General features: G+C 41.3%; 14 protein-coding genes and 2 pseudogenes. 6 read left to right on the top strand and 10 right to left on the bottom strand.

Features of this window, described 5'->3' with window-relative positions:
- Positions 1-224 precede the first annotated feature (224 nt).
- Entirely contained in the window at positions 225-1,067 is an 843-nt protein-coding gene (locus SLS51_RS08120) for an alpha/beta fold hydrolase (RefSeq protein WP_323837189.1), read from the bottom strand.
- Positions 1,068-1,568: 501 nt separating this feature from the next.
- On the opposite strand from SLS51_RS08120, the gene SLS51_RS08115 reads away from it, so the two are divergent.
- From SLS51_RS08115 to SLS51_RS08100, 4 genes are all read left to right on the top strand, one after another.
- On the top strand, positions 1,569-2,099 hold the full coding sequence (locus SLS51_RS08115; RefSeq protein ID WP_323837187.1) for a fimbrial protein: 531 nt from the start codon (positions 1,569-1,571) through the stop codon (positions 2,097-2,099).
- Between the two features lie 106 nt (positions 2,100-2,205).
- On the top strand, positions 2,206-2,880 hold the full coding sequence (locus tag SLS51_RS08110) for a fimbrial biogenesis chaperone (protein WP_323837185.1): 675 nt from the start codon (positions 2,206-2,208) through the stop codon (positions 2,878-2,880).
- Complete coding sequence (locus SLS51_RS08105) at positions 2,837-5,458, top strand: fimbria/pilus outer membrane usher protein (protein WP_323837184.1); 2,622 nt, start codon at positions 2,837-2,839, stop codon at positions 5,456-5,458. Before SLS51_RS08110 ends, SLS51_RS08105 begins: the two co-directional genes overlap by 44 nt.
- A 19-nt stretch (positions 5,459-5,477) precedes the next feature.
- Positions 5,478-6,470: a fimbrial protein gene (locus tag SLS51_RS08100; RefSeq protein ID WP_323837182.1), complete on the top strand. Its 993-nt coding sequence runs from the start codon at positions 5,478-5,480 to the stop codon at positions 6,468-6,470.
- 119 nt (positions 6,471-6,589) lie between these two features.
- On the opposite strand, the gene SLS51_RS08095 is transcribed toward SLS51_RS08100, so the two are convergent.
- Entirely contained in the window at positions 6,590-6,913 is a 324-nt protein-coding gene (locus SLS51_RS08095) for a CcdB family protein (RefSeq protein WP_323837180.1), read from the bottom strand.
- On the bottom strand, positions 6,910-7,158 hold the full coding sequence (locus SLS51_RS08090) for a type II toxin-antitoxin system CcdA family antitoxin (protein WP_011146408.1): 249 nt from the start codon (positions 7,156-7,158) through the stop codon (positions 6,910-6,912). Before SLS51_RS08090 ends, SLS51_RS08095 begins: the two co-directional genes overlap by 4 nt.
- 462 nt (positions 7,159-7,620) lie before the next feature.
- Between SLS51_RS08090 and SLS51_RS08085 the strand changes: the two are divergent.
- Positions 7,621-7,719, top strand: a pseudogene (locus tag SLS51_RS08085) (type VI secretion system tube protein Hcp); the annotation flags it as partial.
- Here the strand turns inward: SLS51_RS08085 and SLS51_RS08080 are convergent.
- The 3 genes and pseudogenes from SLS51_RS08080 to hrpA all read right to left on the bottom strand — a co-directional run.
- Positions 7,717-8,205 carry a hypothetical protein gene (locus SLS51_RS08080; protein WP_323837177.1) on the bottom strand — a complete coding sequence of 163 codons (489 nt, stop codon included), beginning with the start codon at positions 8,203-8,205 and terminating at the stop codon, positions 7,717-7,719. The pseudogene SLS51_RS08085 and the gene SLS51_RS08080 sit on opposite strands and share 3 nt — an antisense overlap.
- Complete coding sequence (locus SLS51_RS08075) at positions 8,205-8,645, bottom strand: hypothetical protein (protein WP_323837175.1); 441 nt, start codon at positions 8,643-8,645, stop codon at positions 8,205-8,207. Before SLS51_RS08075 ends, SLS51_RS08080 begins: the two co-directional genes overlap by 1 nt.
- 168 nt (positions 8,646-8,813) lie before the next feature.
- Positions 8,814-12,560 (bottom strand): annotated as a pseudogene (gene hrpA / locus SLS51_RS08070) (ATP-dependent RNA helicase HrpA); the annotation flags it as partial.
- Between the two features lie 389 nt (positions 12,561-12,949).
- Between hrpA and SLS51_RS08065 the strand changes: the two are divergent.
- Positions 12,950-13,552, top strand: coding sequence for an FMN-dependent NADH-azoreductase (locus SLS51_RS08065; protein ID WP_323837173.1), 603 nt, complete (start codon positions 12,950-12,952; stop codon positions 13,550-13,552).
- 77 nt (positions 13,553-13,629) lie between these two features.
- Here SLS51_RS08065 and SLS51_RS08060 read toward each other — a convergent pair whose 3' ends face one another.
- The 4 genes from SLS51_RS08060 to SLS51_RS24620 are packed head-to-tail and all read right to left on the bottom strand — an operon-like array spanning position 13,630 to position 16,305.
- Positions 13,630-13,956, bottom strand: a complete 327-nt coding sequence (locus SLS51_RS08060) for a YdbL family probable chaperone protein (RefSeq protein ID WP_323837171.1) — start codon at positions 13,954-13,956, stop codon at positions 13,630-13,632.
- Positions 13,957-13,968: 12 nt separating this feature from the next.
- A complete protein-coding gene (locus tag SLS51_RS08055; protein ID WP_323837169.1) occupies positions 13,969-14,166 on the bottom strand; it encodes a YnbE family lipoprotein in 198 nt (65 codons plus the stop codon).
- Entirely contained in the window at positions 14,163-15,944 is a 1,782-nt protein-coding gene (locus SLS51_RS08050) for a YdbH family protein (protein ID WP_439126854.1), read from the bottom strand. Before SLS51_RS08050 ends, SLS51_RS08055 begins: the two co-directional genes overlap by 4 nt.
- A complete protein-coding gene (locus SLS51_RS24620) occupies positions 15,931-16,305 on the bottom strand; it encodes an intermembrane phospholipid transport protein YdbH family protein (protein WP_439126853.1) in 375 nt (124 codons plus the stop codon). Before SLS51_RS24620 ends, SLS51_RS08050 begins: the two co-directional genes overlap by 14 nt.
- Positions 16,306-16,520 lie beyond the last annotated feature (215 nt).

Raw genomic sequence — 16,520 nt, 5'->3', positions numbered from 1 at the left:
AATGGCTTTCTGGATTTTCATATAGCAGTTTGTTTGGTTTTTCGTTGTTCTGTCATATTTTTGTTAGTGTTATCTTTATAAGTATGTTGTAACTAATATTGTTAATACAACTTGATAGGTATGGTTCTTTAGTCAATTTTGTCGCATTTCGTCTCTGCCAAGGCATTCGCACTGAATTTTTTCGGTACGAATGCCCTGATAGAAACCAGGTATTTTGCTTTCAGTTATTTCAGTTTTTCGGCCCAATCCGCAATTGCATCCGCTGTTTCGAGCGGCTTCTCAGCAGGTAATGCATGGCTGGCCCCTTCAATTACTGCGACAGTAACGCGGTTACCGAACTCATCCTTCGCCTCCATTCGAGACGATTTAGGTCGAAACGGGTCGGAGCCAGCCTGTAGATCGAGGATTGGTGCCGTCCCGCCAGCCCACCAATCCTTACGATTGGTCAGCTCACGCGCCGAGGACTGGCTTTTTATGACATCAGAATGCCAACCCTCAAGCCAAGACGTTGGGTCATTGCCTGCCGCGAAGAAGGCAAGCCTAAGTTTCGTCAGCCGCTCCTCACGCGTGGATTTCGGATCACTAATCACCCTGATCGCATCCGAAAGCTCTGAGGGCCAAGATTTCGCTGCCCCAGCCAAAAGCACTATGCCACGCGTCATTTCGGGATAATCCGAAGCAATCGTCTTGGCGATCCAGTGGCCATAAGCGTGCCCCACCACAATTGCCTTACCTCCTTCTGCCGCAACCACAGACGCAAAATCATCGGCAAAGTCGTGGAAGGTCACATTTTCCATCGGACCGGTTGACCTTGAAATTCCGCGTGGCTCCGGCAGGGCAACACGATAGCCACGCATCGCCAGTCGATCCGCGAGTGGTGCGAATTCCGCTGTTCCCCGCCCAGTTGAAGCAATCACCACAAGCAGTGGCCCTTCCCCACGCACCGAATATTCGATCAATGCCACGCCATTGGTAGCAATTTTTTGTTCTACCTGCATGGCCGAAGCAGGACGCGCGGCGGCAAGCACGATGGACAAAAAGCCTAATATCAAGACGAACTGTTTCATTTTCCTCCCTTACAGGGTTAATTGTGTTGAGTGTTTATACACGTCGTCTTTCAAGTTTCCTCTTTGTTGGCTGCACTCACTCACCCCAGTCACATCGTTATCTATGCTCTCGGGGATTAGCTCCTTTGCCGTCGAGATCCATCTTGAAATCCATAAGGTATATAACCAATTATTAATTAAAAGATATTCTCATTAGTTAGCATAATGATTTATTGTATACAATAAATCACCTTAATATTAAAAAATAATCCTGTTTAAGCAGCAAATACAGATAAAAGTCTTAAATACAACACATTATCCAGTCATTCTTTGGATTTTTCCTAATTAATCGCTATGATCACCCAGCTTTATCCCAAAAAAGACACAGTTTGAATTATCGCTATTGTTATTGGGTAAAAGTCATAAATATTTACACGCTGTATTGATGTTTATACAGTTCCCATTAAATCAATATTTCTATTTCCCTAACGCCATACTTGGCAGGGTTAGGATCTATTTAAAATGAAAGCTAAACTGATTATTTCATCCTTACTTGCATCTTCTGTATTTATTTCTGTAGCAAATGCAGCCGACGGAAAAATCAACTTTACAGGTAATATCATCGCGAATGCCTGTAAAATCGATACCGACTCTGCAAATCAAAACGTAAACATGGGAACAATTAGTTCAAATGCATTTAGTGGCGTAGATAGTACCGCAGCAACAACCCCCTTTAGCATTAAGATGAGTGATTGCCCACCAGAATATACTCATGCACAAGTTAAATTTGACGGGCAGATAGATAGTAGAAACAGCAATCTTCTGGCCTTATCCAATGATAAAGGCCAGAATGTCGCCGATGGTGTTGCTATTGGTATCTATGAAGAAGATAACTCAACGCTGATTCCTTTGGCAAAGGCCTCCAAATCCCAGAATTTTACTGATCAAAAAACAGCAGAACTGAAGTTCATTGCAAAATATGTTGCTACCGCTCAAGCAATTAGCCCTGGCTCAGGTGATGCAGTCGCCAATTTTACGATTGTTTATAACTAAGACAGGCTAAATTTAGAACGGAACTTTATTCACGTTTTGTTTCTAGTACAGGGCATGGATGCCCATAAAATAACGCATAAAAACACGATAAAACGGAGATGCTACCGTGCAGTATCAACGCCTATTTACAATAATTTTTCTATATATTATCAGTATAAATTCCGCTATCGCAGGTGTCGTCATTGGTGGAACTCGTGTTATTTACATGAGTGACAAAAAAGAAGCCTCTATTTCTATAAGCAACCCGGAGAAAGATGCCCCTTACTTGATTCAGTCTTGGATCCAAGATGAAAATGATAATATGAAGACCCCTTTTATCGTTACTCCTCCCATCTTTAAACTCGCAGCAGGCCATGAAAATATCCTGCGGATTGTAAAAACAGAAAGTAACCTGCCTCAAGATCGGGAGTCACTTTTTTGGTTAAATGTAAAGTCTATTCCTACCTCGGTGAAATCAAATCAAAATCAATTACAAATAACAGTTAAGTCAAAGTTTAAATTGTTTTACCGCCCTGCAAATTTGGCAGAAAAGTCAAGTACCGCATACAAAGAGCTCAAATTCCGTATGGAAAATAATTCATTGATCGCAGAGAACCCCACCCCTTACTTCATTTCATTCTCTTACCTTAAAGTAGATCAACATGAAATAAAACCTGCGGGCATGATTAAACCCTTTAGCCAACTAAGCTGGCCTCTGTCGGCAAAGAACCTAAAACAGGTAAATTGGAAAGCAATTAATGATTTTGGTGGTGCTACCGCCGAGGAAAAAACAACCATTTAATAAAACCATTACATTACGCTACGCCAGAAAATTAATTATGGGAAAGTGCTCACAGCATAAGATTAATAAGCAACCATACAATATTGAACATTCATGGCTCTTATTATTGCCATTTATAGCTGTTGGCGTACTTTTTTACCCGGCTAAAACTTATTCTGAGGATTATTTCAACATTCATGCACTGGAAATAGGTACTGATTTTGGTTCACCTGAAGACATTGATCTCTCTATTTTCACGCAAGATGACTATCCGCCCGGTATTTACTGGGTAGATATTTACCTTAATAGAGATAAAATAGATACCAGGAACGTAACCTTTGTCACGATAAATAATAAATTGCTGCCCAAGCTGACAATTCAGCAATTACAGGATATGGGAGTAAAAGTTGATAGCTTTCCAGAGCTGATCAGTTTACCACCCGAAACAGAGTTGTCTGATTTAAGTCAATATATTCCATCAGCAAGCACCACTTTCAATTTTAGTCAGCAAAGACTGGATATCAGTATTCCACAAGCAATATTAAACAGTCAGGCAAGAGGTTATGTTTCGCCTGAATTATGGCAGCAAGGATTAACTTCATTACTGATTAACTATAATTATAGTGGTTCAAATACCTGGCAAGATAATCCATCTGGCTCTACGCAGACCCATTATCTGAATCTTCGAACGGGCGCTAATTGGCAAGCATGGCGCCTACGCAATTATTCTACCTATACCAGCCGTGATAAGAGTTGGAAAAGTATTAACACCTATTTACAACGGGATATTCATGCACTAAAAGGACAATTAACGCTAGGTGACAGCTTTACCCCCTCCTATATTTTTGAGGGTGTTCAATTCCGTGGCTTACAATTAGCTTCGGATGACAATATGTTACCAGACAGCTTACAAGGTTTCGCCCCTAGTGTCCGAGGAATTGCTCAAAGTAATGCTCAAGTTACAATCAAGCAAAACGGCTATATCATTTATCAAACTTATGTTTCACCGGGTCCATTTGTTATTAATGACCTTTTCCCAACCACAACAAGTGGAGATTTGGATATTATTATCAAGGAAGCAGATGGTCAGGAATATCGATCTACTCAATCCTTTTCGACTATACCGATTATGTTACGGGAAGGAGGCTTGCAATATTCGATAACACTGGGCCAATATCAATCATCAAATAATCATGGACGAGCACCTAATTTTACCCAAAGCGCATTAGTCTATGGTTTTTCTAATAATATCACTACCTATGGTGGTACGATTTTTTCAAAAGATTATCAATCCGTTGCTTTGGGCGCAGGTTATAACTTTGGTATATTGGGTTCTCTCTCTTTTGACATTACTCATGCTAATACCGATTTACCATCTAATATAAGTACCAAAGGGCAATCTTACCGTTTGCAATATGCAAAAGATCTTTCATTAACAGGAACTAATTTCACTTTGGCAGGCTATCGCTATTCGACACGTGGTTTTTACGATTTTAAAGAAGCCAATGACATAGATGATGCTAATAAAAGTGACTGGCGTTACCGCACCAATAAAAGAAGTAAATTGCAACTGCATATTAATCAATCTTTAGGAAATTTTGGCAGTTTATATTTGTCCGCTCTTCAACAAAATTATTGGCAACAACCTGGCTATGAACGTAATATCAACGCAGGTTATAGCATCAATTATAATAATATTAATTACAGCCTGAATTATACCTATAGCCAACTTCCAGATACGGATAAAAATGAGCAGCTCTTTTCATTCAGCATACAGATTCCATTAGATCGCTGGCTAAAGAATAGCTGGACCAGTTACAATTTTAATACCAATAAAAACAAAGATATTTCCCACCAAGTCGGTTTAAGTGGCACCGCGCTGGAAGATAATAATTTAATCTATAGCTTGCAGCAGAGTTACACAAATCACGGTACTGGCGCTGGCGGTCATATTCATGCGGAATATAAAGGTGCTTATGGTCAACTTAGTACTGGTTATAGCTATGATCGTCATTCTCACCAATTGAATTATGGTCTTCAAGGCGGTATTGTTGCTCACCCATACGGTATTACGCTTTCACAACATTTGGGAGATACATTGGCATTAGTCCGGGCTGATGGCGCTCAAGGAATAAAGATTCAAAATAATATTGGTATTGCCACCGATTGGAATGGTTACGCGGTTATTCCTTATATCAGCAGTTACCGGAAAAATCGGATCGCACTGGATACGCATTCATTAGCAGATAATGTCGATATTGACGTTAATACCCAAACCGTTATTCCTACTCGGGGAGCCTTAGTTCTGGCCGATTTTAAAACCCGGATAGGTCACAGAGTTCTCATCAATCTCTATTATCAAGAAAACCCTATTCCTTTTGGTGCGGTTGTCACGTTAGAAAAACGCCATGATATCGATGAAGTAAATAGCGCTATTGTGAGTCATGAAGGGCAAGTTTACCTCACTGGTCTACCCGATAGTGGGCGATTATTCGTGAAATGGGGTTATAAAGATATTCAGGAATGTGTCGTTAATTACAAATTACCGGAAAAAAGTCCTTTATCCGGTATTTATATAATAGCAGCTCACTGTAAATAACCACCCACAGGAAAACGCTATGTTTAATATTTACAATAAACTTAAATATTTTCTCATTATCACTAACTTATTAATTGGTTTGATAGTCAGCTCTTATAGTTTTGCCGCTAACTGCCAGTTTGAGAAAGGATTTAAACCAGAAATCACTCACCTCTCTTTTGGAACCTTATATGTCCCAAGAGATCAACCTATTGGTACAACCATTTACGAATATCGCGCAGATGAATTAGACAATAAAAACAATATTTTCTATTGCGATACAAACGTTAATACATCATGGGGATATACATCTTATAAAAGTGCAGATTATAACAAGGATGCTATTTACGAATCCGGTGTTCCCGGTGTTGGTATCAGAATAAATACTTGGGGTCCCGGCTATGGTATCGACTGGCTACCACGTATTGCTAATAACCCTGTAAGCTGCGACAATTCTGATCGTTGGTATTGTGGTAAAACATGGGGTTATTTGACAATTCAGCTAATAAAAATAGCACCAACAACAGGTTCTGGTTTTGTCAGAAACGAACAATTAATTCAGGCACGGGTAAATAATCATATCGTGCATACTTACCGTTTGGGAAATACCCGAATTATTACTAAAAGCTGTTCGCTGAAAAATACTAATATTACTGTTTCGATGGGCGATATCAAAAAAAACGATTTCTCTGGTATTAATAGCACCGCAGGAGGAAAAGATTTTGAGGTTATTCTAGATTGTGATGATGATGTCCAGATTCAATTAATGCTCGACGGAAAGAGAGCAAAAAATAATTTATATCATGTATGGGCGCTTGATCAAAATGATAATCGCACAACTGCTTCCGGTGTGGGTATGCAAATTCTTTACAACAACCAACCTGTCATTATCCATTCACAAATAAATATTGGTAATAGCTATTCAGGTGGGAAGTTATCTATCCCTTTACACGCCCGCTATTTTCAAACCGATCGCAATATTACTCCTGGACAGGCAAATGTAACCGCAACAATGACATTAACTTATCAGTAATAAATTTATCTACATCAGTTATAGAAAAATTATTTCTTGGCTGATGCGCTGTTATTTTATTATTTTTATCTGAAAAATTTTTTATAAAATTCAGCAAATTACGCCCACTAATTAACACGTTATGCGTTAGTGATAATAGCATCAATTGCTGAGAGAATTTCTCCTCGGGAAATGACAACATTACATATAAAATCTTTTTTCTTTATTTTATTGGCGTCAAGAAATGTAATAGCCGGAGTAAATACATAATATTTATTACCATTGATATCAACTACCGGCGTAATACGTTTACGAGTGAGTTCCATTTCTCCTGTTGAAGTCAGTGGAACAATTAATCTTGTTGATAAATTTTCAAAATAATCATGCTGAATAACCAGATAATAAGGCCAAAATTTATTAGATTTTGCTGAAGGATTACGATAAACATCAAATTGCGACATCAAAGGCTCCCAAAAAACTCATCATCAGTAATTATCCCTGCACGTTCTAAGAACTTATTAATTACCTGTATACTCTGCGCATCTTCCTTTTGCTCACATTTTTTAGCTTCTACAGCCTGCGCCAAAAGTTCATCCAGCGTAGCCGATAAGTTCATATTCAGGCTACGGGCCGCGTCTACCAGATCTGTTGTGAGGTATACGTTAGTGCCCTTCTTGGCTCCAGGCCGCGTAACAATTGTAGATCTCATAGTATGACCTCCTATGCTTAAAGTTATGCGCATAATTGTAATCCAATGAACCTAAAAGAAACAAGGAGATTTTAGTGTAGGATTTTATTTTTGAGTGAATTAATCTAAGAGCTAATATATCACAGATCATATTGCAAGTGGAGATATAACGTGGCTCAAGGTAGCTCCTTTACTTGCAAAGGGAAGTGATGCCCATTCATCAGAAACGCTATCAACAGCATTAGCAACTGCATTACCTAAAAACGTAAACGGAGTATTATCTATTCTTGATGATTCCAATGTTTCAATTAGCACTGATTCTGTTTGTTCGCTACCTTTTTATCAAGGAACAGAAGCAGAATTAAATCAGTATGTCGTTGATAGTATTCGTGCACTGTATAAAAGTAAAAGTGGTGAAAAATGCTTACAAAAGCTTATTTCTGCCACCGGTAATTCAAAATCGTTTTCTGAAGGAGATTAATAATGGCTATTCCTTTATATATGTACATAAAAGACGACGGCGGAGCAGATATTAAAGGTTCCGTTGATGTCTATGGTAGAGAAGGCAGTATTGAGATTTTAGAGTAGAAGATAAACGCGATACAGCGCGAAAGCCAGAGACGGCAAGCCAAGTATCCAAAGAATAATGCTTAATTGCATACCCTTTAATTTGCCATCAAAAGACAATGAACTTTTTTCAATAGATGACTCAATTCGAGATATAGCGTTATCAAATCTATTCTCTGACTTTGTTAATCTGGCATTAAGCTGTTCTTCACTTGGTTTCTTAGACAAAGTATTATTGATTACATCTAATTTTTGCATGATAACAGCAACGTCGGTCTTCATTGTGCCAACATCACTGATGACTGATTTCAGATCAGCCTTCACATCGCTCATTGTGGCTTTGATATGCTCAACGTCTGATTCAAGTTTTGCTACACGAGCTTCCAACATATCACCACCTCCACCACCATTGCCGTTTCCATACTTCATAGTATTGGGCAAATATTTATGACTTTCAAGAGTTGCTATATCATTGGCAGAGAATTCGTAAATATTAGCCATCACTTACCTTCCACTTTAGATGTAACAACAAAATAACTCTCATTTACGTCTATAACTTTGCTATCTGCGCTGCCGAATTCCCCCGAATACAGCTCAACAATAAGCTTATAAACACCTTCATTGGGCAAGTGAACCCTCTTTAATGTCATTGATGAAACCATAATATATTGGTCTGTAGACGTAAAACCAGACAAGTGAATGTATGCTGTATCGTTTCCCTTATCTTGATCATCAAGAACCGATTTATCATCAAAGAACACGTCAATTTTAGTGTAATACAGCTCATCTTTACGCAAGAAAACGCCTAAAGCTACATTAAGATACTCTACAGATGGAAAACTATCAGCATATATCCACATACTAGGAGGGTGCATCACATCAATTAACATTCCTTGTCTGATATGTACCGGGTAAGCAAATGATATTTTCTCTAACGTCATGATATTCCTCATATGTTTACTGCTGCTTCACATTCGATACTATTGCTTCTGTCAGAACAAATCCATGACGGCAAGCTCCGTTTGGTGGACAGGACTTAATTAAAACAAAGTGCTGGATAAGAAACCAGCACTTTGTCAATAACCTGAGCCACCTTTAGTCTTCTTTGATCAGGAAGCAATTTGCTCCATCGTTTGCAAAATTCTCTTATCCGAGACCGGATATGGCGTGCCCAGTTGCTGAGCAAACAAGCTGATCCGCAATTCTTCAATCATCCAACGAATCTCTTGCACTTCAGGCAACTGTTTCTGTTGCAGTGATAATTTCACCAGCCATTGCTGCCACTGTTGCTGAACATTTTCGACACGTCCCATTTGCGCTCTATCTCTGTGCGGATCAATCGCCAATTTTTCAAGACGGCGTTCAATGCCTTGCAGATAACGCAGGACATCCGGCAAACGTTTCCAACCATTCGCGGTGACAAATCCTTTGAAAACCAGACCAGAAAGCTGCTCTTTGATATCCGATAACGCCAAGGCCAGCGAAATATCCACTCTCCCCTTGAGACGTTTATTAATAGCAAAAATGGTGGTGAGTATCTGTTCCACTTGCTTAGCTATTTCCACGACAGTATCGTTCAACTCAGCCCGAACTTTGTCCTGTAGCTGAATAAAACCCTGCTCATTCCAAGCGGGCCCACCATTCACTGTCATCAATTTATCCACACCACAAGAGATGCAATCGTCAATCAAATCTAATACCTTGCCATAAGGATTAAAATAGAGCCCCAATTTGGATTTATTCGGCAATTTCTCATGTAAGTATTTAATTGGTGAAGGAATATTGAGCAACAATAGGCGACGGGTACCTTCCCACATGGCAATTTTTTGCTCCGGTTCGGTTTCAAACAATTTGATACCGATACTCTCTTTTTCATCCACCAGCGCTGGAAATGCTTTGACCGAGTAACCACCACGTTTCTGCTCATACCGTCCCGGTAATTCACCAAAACTCCAAATGTGCAGCCCACTCTGTTCAATTCCATCATCAGCAACAGCGGAAAGTGTCTCCTGAACTTTCTCTTTCAAGCGTAATTTCAGTGCAGATAAATCTTTACCTTCCGCGATAGTCCGATTCTTCTCTCCTACCACTCGAAATGTCATTTTGAGATGCTCTGGTACTTGCTCTAACTGCCAATCATCACGTGACACCGTAACACCCGTCATTCGCCGTAACGCTTTCTCAAAGCTATCTAACAAGGTCGATTGCGGTTGAGGTACCCGCTCCATAAATGCCTGAGCATAGTTTGGTGCAGGGACAAAATTACGACGAACCGGTTTCGGCAATGATTTAATCAGCGCAACAACCAGATCATAACGAATACCGGGGATCTGCCAATCAAACCCTTCATCCTTAACCTGATTCAACACCGGCAGCGGAATATGAACTGTCACACCATCAGCTTGCATGCCCGGCTCAAACTGGTAACTAAGCCGTAATTTTAATGCCCCCTGATACCAGTAATTAGGGTAATCCAGCGCACTGATTTTATCGGCATCGCCTTTGATCAACATATTTTTTTCAAAGTTAAGCAAGTCCGGTTGATCTTTAGCTGTCTTCATCCACCAGCGATCAAAATGGCGAGCAGAAACTACATCCTGAGGTAGCCGTTGATCATAGAAACTAAACAAGGTTTCATCATCCACCAAAATGTCACGACGACGGGATTTATGTTCTAGCTCCTCAATTTCCTCACGTAATTTCAGATTCGCGCGGAAAAATGCATGTCGAGTTTGCCAGTCGCCTTCCACCAGCGCATGGCGGATAAACAACTCACGGCAGAGCATTGGGTCAATTTTGCTGTAATTAACCAGACGACTAGCCACAATTGGCAAACCATATAAAGTGACTTTTTCCCTAGCCATTACCGCACCCTGAGATTTTTGCCAGTGCGGCTCGCTATAATGATACTTCACCAGATGCCCGGCTAACGGTTCAACCCATTCAGGTTCTATTCGCGCAGCAATACGCCCCCACAAGCGACTGGTTTCAACCAGTTCCGCCGCCATTGACCATTTAGGTGGCTTCTTGAATAAACCAGAACCAGGAAAAATAGCAAAACGGGCATTACGCCCACCGGTATATTCCTGTTTATCAGTATCTTTTTGGCCGATATGAGATAACAGCCCAGAAAGTAACGCAGTATGAATACCTCGATAATCTGCATCCTGACTATTGACCGACAGACCAATTTCTTTCACCACTTGTCGTAACTGGGTATATATATCCTGCCACTCTCTAACTCTCAGGTAGTTAAGATAATCTTGGCGACAAAGCTTGCGAAATTGCGAAGAGGAGAGTGCCTTTTGCTGCTCTTTCAAAAAATCCCATAATTTCAGAAATGCAATAAAATCGGAGTCTTTATCAGCAAATCGACGGTGTTTCTCATCAGCAGCCTGCTGTTTCTCCAGTGGCCTCTCTCTTGGGTCCTGAATAGATAGCGCAGAAGTGATAACCATCACTTCACGTACACAACCATGATGACGAGCTTCCAATACCATACGCGCCAGCCGAGGATCAACCGGGAGCTGAGCAAGCTGTCGCCCTATTGATGTAAGACGGTAATGACTCTTAGCCATTGCGCCTTGGTCAATAGTGCTCTGGTCAATAGCCCCAAGCTCCTCCAAAAGCCGAACACCATCCTGAATATTACGTTTATCAGGCGGTTGCACAAATGGAAATGCGCTGACATCCCCAAGACCAATTGCCGTCATTTGCAGAATGACCGATGCCAGGTTAGTACGCAGGATTTCTGGATCAGTAAACTCTGGCCGAGAAAGAAAATCATCTTCTGAATACAGCCGGATACAGATCCCGTCAGATACACGTCCGCAACGCCCCTTTCGCTGATTAGCCGACGCCTGTGATATGGGTTCAATCGGCAATCGCTGTACTTTCGTGCGATAACTGTAACGGCTGATACGTGCATACCCGGTATCAATCACATATTTAATTCCCGGTACCGTCAACGAGGTTTCTGCCACGTTAGTTGCCAGCACAATTCTCCGCCCCGTATGTGACTGGAAAATCCGATTCTGATCACTGTTAGAAAGACGCGCAAATAATGGCAGTACTTCGGTATGACGCAGATTCAGTTTATTCAGCGCATCTGCTGTATCACGAATCTCCCGCTCTCCACTCATAAAGATCAGGATATCCCCAGGCCCTTCACGGTTGAGTTCATCAACAGCATCAATAATGGCCTCAAGCTGATCCCGCTCTCCACCATTATCTTCCCCCATGACAGGACGATAACGCACTTCTACCGGATAGGTTCGACCAGAAACTTCGATAATTGGTGCATGATTAAAATGGCGAGAAAAGCGCTCAGGATCGAGAGTCGCGGAGGTAATGATCACTTTCAGATCGGGGCGTTTTGGCAGTAATTGGCGCAAATAACCCAGAATAAAATCAATATTCAGACTGCGTTCATGCGCTTCATCGATAATGAGCGTGTCATACTGTTTAAGTAACCTGTCATTTTGCAGTTCCGCCAGCAAAATACCATCGGTCATCAGTTTAACCAACGTGTTATCACCCACATGATCACTAAACCGGACTTTATAACCAACAGCAGAACCCACGGAGGTTTCCAATTCTTCCGCCAGACGATTGGCAACCGCGCGAGCAGCCAATCGGCGGGGTTGAGTATGACCGATAAGGCCCTTTATTCCCCGACCTAGTTCAAGACAAATTTTCGGGATCTGGGTTGTTTTACCCGAACCGGTTTCACCGGCAATAATGACAACTTGATGGTCACGAATAGCTTTGTAGATATCATCTTTCTTCTGGCTGACGGGCAAGTTTTCTGGATATTTGATCGTTGGACAAGCAGCCTGACGGTTAATGATTTTCTGAGACTCTTTCACTTATATTGATCCTTGTAACTTCTTACTTTGCTAATTAGCCAGCTTTTATTGGCGATATGGTAACACATCCCATTTATTGGCAATAATTTCAGCGGATATTTCCACCACGTTATATTGACGTGGATAAAAGTCTTTCAATAAATTTGAATTCTATTCTCTAAATATTGATCTGTTACCATAAGTCAATAACTCATAAAATAACTATACCCGTTATCTTTCAAGTTGCCTCTTTGTTGGCTGCACTCGCTCACCCCGGTCACATAGTTTGCTATGCTCCCAGGGATTCACTCCCTTGCCGTCGCGATGCATCTTGAAATCCGTAGGGTATATATCGTGATTAACAAATGAATTACCAAAAGTTAACTTAAGGAATAAACATGAGTAAAGTTCTGGTTCTTAAATCCAGCATTATGGCGCAGCATTCACATACTAACCAAATGGCAGATTTCTTCATTGAAAAGTGGCAAACCAATCATGCCGATGACAGCATTACAGTACGCGATCTGACTGCACAACCCATTCCTGTTCTGGATAATGAACTGGTTCATGCATTGCGTCCGAGTGGCAATGAAATGACCGCTCGCCAAAAAGAGACGTTAGCACTATCTGACGAACTCATTGCGGAATTGCAGGATAATGACGTTATTGTTATTACTGCACCTATGTACAACTTCCACATTCCAACCCAACTGAAAAGCTATTTTGATATGATAGCCCGTGCTGGCGTGACTTTCCGTTATACCGAGAATGGCCCTGAAGGTCTGCTAAAAGGCAAACGAGTCATCATCCTGACCAGCCGTGGCGGCATCCATAAAGACGGCCCCAGTGATCTGTTAGTGCCTTATCTGCGTCTGTTCCTAAATTTCATTGGGCTCACTGATATAGAGTTTGTATTTACCGAAGGTGTCGCGTTAGGCCCTGATGCCGCAAATCAAGCGCAACAAACCGCCCGTGAAGTTTTGCAAGCAATCGCTTCCTGATAACCACATTTTTGTTCGTAATTCATACATCACCTATATTTTATATTGCTGTCTTTTGCGCGTCATTCGACGCGCTTTTATTTCTTCAACCACTTACCATTAATACCACGCACATACTCACCAAGTTCAGCTCTGTTCACCAATTTTTCGCCAGTAAGTTTAGCCACTTGCTCTGTAGAAATATTATTGCCAGCCGCAATTTCCGCGTATTTTTTCTCGCGGGCTTGGTTAATTTCCGTCACCAAAGCTTGTGCCTGACTATCTGTTTTCACTGTAGCCAGATAACCACTGAACGTTTCACCGACCAACCCTTTCTGCTTTGCCTCATTCAGGGTCATTCCTCCAACGAAAGAGCTAAACAATATACTCGCCAATAACAATATTCCCGTACCTGTTCTCTTCATAATGCCAACCCCCTAGAATAAACCCGTGTTATTCTTGAGCATCTCTTCAACTTGCCTGTCTACTTTTATCTGAATTTCATGCTCAATTTTGACATTCATATTAATATTAATGGGCTTCTCAGGTGTTGCCACTTCAAGGCGTATACAACCTGACAGCATGAAAGGCCCCATTGATAGTAAGAACAGCTTCATTCCAGTTTGTTTTGTCATTTATCACTCCCATTTAATACAGAGATATTCTGCTGTAGCCAATCTTCAAGATTGTTGCCAAACCGTAAGCTACGCCATAAGTGAAATATATTCTCTTCATGACGATAATTCAGCTTGACTTGCCGTTTTTTATCTCTTAATGAATTAATACCTTGAATTTCAGCATTAAGTGTCAGAACCCCTAAATTATCAAGACTGACTTGCGCCCGTAAGCGACTGATTTCTAAATAGCGTAACCAATCCATAGCGGCGCCAGCGGAAATATTATCTTTGTTAATGGAGTCTACCGTGTCTTTATCCAAGCGTAAGGTCATATGGTCAATATTGGTAATCTGACCTTGCTGAACGATCCAACGTTCATTATTAATAAACAACGGCAATTTTCCGCTGATTTTGCCGGACATCGCAAATTGTTTAACTTTCAACACAGTAAAAAGGCGACTTAACCCCAATTTCTCAAGCGTCAAAATAGCAGGATGATGCTGAGGAAGCCTTAATTTATCTAAGTTAATATGTCCATCCAATATACCTACATTCACATTAGTCAATTCCAGCGGTTTTTGTTCCGATGGTGGATAAAACCCCTGTAAATCCGCCGTCAAGTTACTCATTTCAAACAGGTTATTAAACGTTTTCACTCGTAGCTGAACCGGTGATTTAACACCAAATTGCCAGATACTATCTCTCAACCGCCACGGTAAGACAAAATCAAGTCCACTGATTTCACCCTCTTTAAGCCACATGCTGCCATTTTTTACCACCCAGTGTCCCCCCGCAACAAAACCTTGCTCCTGTGTGACAGAAAAAGCGGCCTGTGCATAAAGATCACCTGATCGTAAGTTTATCCCTAAATCTTTAGGTACCAACGGCTGAAATGCGAGTAAGGATTGAGTAGGCCAACGCGCTTCACCCCGCAATCTTGCTCCATCCCAACGACTGTAAAAAGGGATCGGACCAATATTTCTTGATGAAAGATCACCATTAACAATAAAGTTGTTCGGGCTTTCTCCTGTCAATTTTGCTGTCAGCTCAGCAGGGGGCAAAAAGCCACCGGACCGAAACGATGTTTTCTTCGCTGTCAGCCGTAACTCACCATTAAAGGCCGGTGATTTCTCTGAACGTTGCCATTCCAATGGTTTTGTTAATTGTAGACGCGGTGTATCCACCCGGATCATGCCGTGCTTAATCACATTAAAGCCGGTAGTCATTTCGTTGATGCTAATCAATGTGTCACGCCAACGCCCTTTTCCGACGATATCCCATTTAGCCTGTAGGGGCGGTAAATAGCCATCTCCCCAATAGTTCCAACGCCAATTGCCTTTATCCGGCATAAAATCCTCGGCATGACCCTCTAGATGCAAACGGAATTTTCCCCAGTCACGGTGTTGCGCATTAACAATTGCCTGTAACCGACCAGTAAAACCTTCACGTGTCAGATAAGTTCCCGCTAACGGTGATCGGGCATCTTTAACCATAAACTCATCAGACAATCGCCCCCAAGCCCGAAACAACGAACCTGACTGGAAAGTCATTTTCGGATTAACTAACGGACCATTAATTATCGCAGGCAATGACATAGCCATAATCATATCCTGCACATTAATCTGACCTGTTAATTGAAAAGGAAGTTGCGTATTTAATGCGTTTATCCGGCCCGGCTTTATCGTTAACACTATATTCGCTTTACCACGTTCACCCTGAGTGACCAAATTGATACGGCCACTCATTAGCAGGTTATCCAACCCTTGTTGCCAATGAGCAATCTTAAATATCAGCAACAGACAATGGAGCAAGGCCTTGTGTAGATTTAGGTAACTGATTTAGGCAATTGATATCCCCACGAATATCTGCGGCATTTAATTGCCAATGATAACTGTTATCTATCTCTGAATATGGGTAACTAACAGATAATCGCGATACACGAATAAACCTACAATCCTTCACCTGCAATGAAATATCAGCCAGTTGCAAAGCCCCATTTTTCCATTTTGGTTGTTTCAATGAAACCGTCATACCTGGAGGTAACCAGTGACCGGTGACCTTAGGTAACCAATGAGGAATCGAAAACCATCCCGCCGTTATCAGCAATACCAGCAACATCAGTATGGTAATGAATATTTTTAACCCTTTGGCTATCAACTGTTTGCTCTCCTCATTAAGCCTTAAATCGGTTACTTCTATACCCGTTATCCTTCAAGTTACCTCTTTGTTGGCGGCACTCGCTCACCCCGGTCACATCGTTACCTATGCTCCCGGGGATTCTCTCCCTTGCCGTCGCGATCCATCTTGAAATCCATTGGGTATTTTGTTATTCCATAATTTAGCAGACAGACCTTAAACTAAGACATTGATTA

Origin of the sequence: Photorhabdus africana, assembly GCF_035181445.1 — a bacterium.
Classification (GTDB): Bacteria; Pseudomonadota; Gammaproteobacteria; order Enterobacterales; family Enterobacteriaceae; genus Photorhabdus; species Photorhabdus laumondii.
Note: the sequence above shows the minus strand (reverse complement) of the source record. Positions and strands in the feature narration are given on the sequence as shown.

Coding starts and splice junctions, on each gene's coding strand:
- SLS51_RS08120 (WP_323837189.1), bottom strand. CDS start 1,067: ATGAAACAGTTCGTCTTGATATTAGGCTTTTTGTCCATCGTGCTTGCC.
- SLS51_RS08115 (WP_323837187.1), top strand. CDS start 1,569: ATGAAAGCTAAACTGATTATTTCATCCTTACTTGCATCTTCTGTATTT.
- SLS51_RS08105 (WP_323837184.1), top strand. CDS start 2,837: ATGATTTTGGTGGTGCTACCGCCGAGGAAAAAACAACCATTTAATAAA.
- SLS51_RS08100 (WP_323837182.1), top strand. CDS start 5,478: ATGTTTAATATTTACAATAAACTTAAATATTTTCTCATTATCACTAAC.
- SLS51_RS08090 (WP_011146408.1), bottom strand. CDS start 7,158: ATGAGATCTACAATTGTTACGCGGCCTGGAGCCAAGAAGGGCACTAAC.
- SLS51_RS08080 (WP_323837177.1), bottom strand. CDS start 8,205: ATGGCTAATATTTACGAATTCTCTGCCAATGATATAGCAACTCTTGAA.
- SLS51_RS08075 (WP_323837175.1), bottom strand. CDS start 8,645: ATGACGTTAGAGAAAATATCATTTGCTTACCCGGTACATATCAGACAA.
- SLS51_RS08065 (WP_323837173.1), top strand. CDS start 12,950: ATGAGTAAAGTTCTGGTTCTTAAATCCAGCATTATGGCGCAGCATTCA.
- SLS51_RS08060 (WP_323837171.1), bottom strand. CDS start 13,956: ATGAAGAGAACAGGTACGGGAATATTGTTATTGGCGAGTATATTGTTT.
- SLS51_RS08055 (WP_323837169.1), bottom strand. CDS start 14,166: ATGACAAAACAAACTGGAATGAAGCTGTTCTTACTATCAATGGGGCCT.